Raw genomic sequence first — 1532 nt, forward strand, 5'->3', positions numbered from 1 at the left:
GGTCGGACAGGCGGGCCGTCTCCTGCGCCCACTGCTGGACCGGCACGCCGTCGAAGCTGTCGACGTAGGTCACCCAGAGCTGGATGTTGTCGGTCGACCGGAGTTCGGCGAGCCGGCTCTCCACGGCGGCGGTATCCGCACCCAGCACGCCCGCGGAATCCGTGACCTGCTGCTGCAGCCGGGACGGCGGCTCCGCCGAGGCGGAGGGCGCCGCCCACCCGACCAGGCTGACGAGGAACGCCGACAGGAGCGCGACGGCCGCCACCGTGCGGGACCGTGGGCTCCGGACGGCGAGGGGGCGGGGTGGGGGTGCGATCATGCGGCCAGCGTATCGGCCCGTCGCAGGGGGCACGCCGGTCTCCTGCCCGGGCGGTTACTCTGGGCGGCATGGCAGGGCGGATTCCGGAGCAGGACATCGCCGCGATCCGCGAACGCACTCGCATCGAGGAGGTCGTCGGCGAGTACGTCGCGCTCAAACCAGGCGGCGCGGATTCGATGAAGGGGCTGTCCCCGTTCAAGGACGAGAAGACGCCGTCGTTCCACGTTCGTCCGCAGCACGGCTATTTCCACTGCTTCTCCACCGGTGAGGGCGGCGACGTGTTCGCCTTCCTCATGAAGATGGAGCACATCAGCTTCGTCGAGGCGGTGGAGCAGCTCGCGGACAGGATCGGCTACCGCATCTCCTACGAGGGCGGCGGGCAGGTGATCCAGCGCGACCGCGGGACCCGTTCGCGACTGGTCCAGGCCAACGCCGCCGCGCAGAAGTTCTACGCCGAGCGACTCCATCAGGACGCGGAGGCCGAGATTGCACGCGCGTTCCTCACCGACCGCGGCTTCGACCTCTCCCACGCCGAGCGCTTCGGGTGCGGGTACGCGCCCACGGGCTGGGACACCATGAGCAAACACCTGATGCGGCAGGGTTTCGAGCCCAAGGAGCTGGAGTCGGCGGGACTGTCCAAGACCAGCTCACGGGGGACGCTGATCGACCGGTTCCACCGGCGCCTGCTGTGGCCCATCCGCAATCTCGCGGGGGAGGTGATCGGGTTCGGCGCCCGCAAGCTCTTCGAGGACGACACCCTGGGCAAGTACATGAACACGCCGGAGACGATGCTCTACAAGAAGTCGCAGGTGCTGTTCGGACTGGACCTGGCCAAGCGGGACGTCGCCGCCCAGCGCCGGGCGGTGGTCGTGGAGGGCTATACGGATGTCATGGCCATGCACGCGGCCGGCGTGACCACGGCCGTGGCGGCGTGTGGCACCGCGTTCGGTGAGGACCACCTGTCCACCCTCCGGCGACTGATGTTGGACGACAACTACTTCCGCGGCGAGATCATCTACACCTTCGACGGCGACGAGGCCGGAAAGAAGGCCGCGATGCGGGCGTTCTCCGGGGACCAGCAGTTCTCCGGCCGCACCTTCGTGGCGGTGGCCCCCGCCGGTCAGGACCCCTGCGACATCCGCCAGAAGAAGGGCGACGCGGCCGTCCGCGATCTGATCTCGGCCCGGGTGCCGATGTTCGAGTTCGCCATCCG

At 69.2% G+C, this 1532-nt stretch carries 2 protein-coding genes; one reads left to right on the forward strand and one right to left on the reverse strand.

Features of this window, described 5'->3' with window-relative positions; all coding sequences use genetic code 11:
* Positions 1-319 (reverse strand): TPM domain-containing protein (locus tag G6018_RS12635; protein WP_182639781.1); only part of this gene is annotated, 319 nt, incomplete at its 3' end.
* Positions 320-387: 68 nt separating this feature from the next.
* Here G6018_RS12635 and dnaG point away from each other — a divergent pair.
* Positions 388-1532 (forward strand): DNA primase (gene dnaG, locus G6018_RS12640; protein WP_182639782.1); only part of this gene is annotated, 1145 nt, incomplete at its 3' end.

Source organism: Dietzia sp. DQ11-44 (genome assembly GCF_014145205.1).
Lineage (GTDB): Bacteria > Actinomycetota > Actinomycetes > Mycobacteriales > Mycobacteriaceae > Dietzia > Dietzia natronolimnaea.